Here is a 1207-nt window from a genome sequence, read left to right as displayed (position 1 = left end):
GCCAGCGCAACCGCCCTGATATCGACCGTTGCTGCGGCATCCGCGCAGGATACAGCGACTGCAACGCAGGCGCAGGCCGGAAAAGGCACGCTCTACACAGGCGACGTGATCGAAGGCAAAAAGGTCATCGGGGCCCTCGACGTGAACGACCTCGAACCCGGCAGGCACCACTTCTACTTCGAAGGTGTCCAAAGGGTGGCTGGTCAGCATTGGTACAATGCCGTCGTTGTGGTGAAGGGGGCGAGCCCCGGAAAATGCGTCGCTCTGACCAGTGGTGTTCATGGCGACGAAATGAACCCGATACACTGCATCCAAACAGTGCTGGATCAGCTTGATCCATCAGCCATGGCTGGCACGGTTCTCGCAGTTCTCGACATCTCTCGGCCGGCCATTGAAGGAATGACGCGCCGCTGGCCAGACACGGGACGCGGCTTCGAACTTATCGACATGAATCGCTGGTGGCCGGGAAGCGAGAATGGGCCAAATGCCGTTTCGCGGCATGCGTGGTTGGTATTCAATAAGCTGCTTCGTCCCAATGCGAACTATGCCCTCGACTTTCATACCGCCGCCACCGGCATGGACGCGACGGCATTTCACTTGGCCGACATGACCAATCCAGAGGTCAAGGCGATGGCGGAACTCTTCCCCATCGACCAGATTTTCGACGACCCACAATATCCGACGCTTCTTGCTAACGCATTGATCGCGGAGGGCATACCAGCCTTGACCCCGGAGATTGGCAATCCGCGCAGACTGGACCTCGATATGATCGCGCTATTCGTCGAAGGCACGATGAACGTGCTCCGTCTGCACGGGCTGATTTCCGGTCCCATGGGTCGGACCGGCAGGGACAGTGAGGTCTTTGTCGGCAATACGATGGGCGCCTCGATCGCGACCCATGGCGGCTTCCTCCAACTGCTCGTCAATCTGAACGACAGGGTAGAAGTCGGGCAGAAGGTGGCCATCCAGAGAAACGCCTTTGGCGACGTCGTGGCTGAATACACAAGCCCAGTGGCAGGGGAAGTGGGTGCGCGACGTACAGATGCGTCAGTGGAGCCTGGCACGCCATTCCTGTTCTATCTCATTCAGGGCAGCAGCACTCCGGTCGAAGACTATCCGGAGTAGGGTTTGTCAGTCGACAAACTCCAGTCCGACTTGCTTCGTTATGATCGCCCCACTGCCGAAAGGTGGTGGGGCTTTTTTCGTT

The 1207-nt window shown here is 58.5% G+C and carries 1 protein-coding gene; it reads left to right on the top strand.

Annotated features, from left to right (window positions below; translation table 11 throughout):
• Positions 1–1125: M14 family metallopeptidase (locus NDO48_RS29020; protein WP_267322888.1), on the top strand; the 1125-nt coding region annotated here is incomplete at its 5' end.
• Positions 1126–1207: the final 82 nt, after the last annotated feature.

Source organism: Aminobacter sp. MET-1, from assembly GCF_026521175.1.
Lineage (GTDB): Bacteria > Pseudomonadota > Alphaproteobacteria > Rhizobiales > Rhizobiaceae > Aminobacter.
Note: the sequence above shows the minus strand (reverse complement) of the source record. Positions and strands in the feature narration are given on the sequence as shown.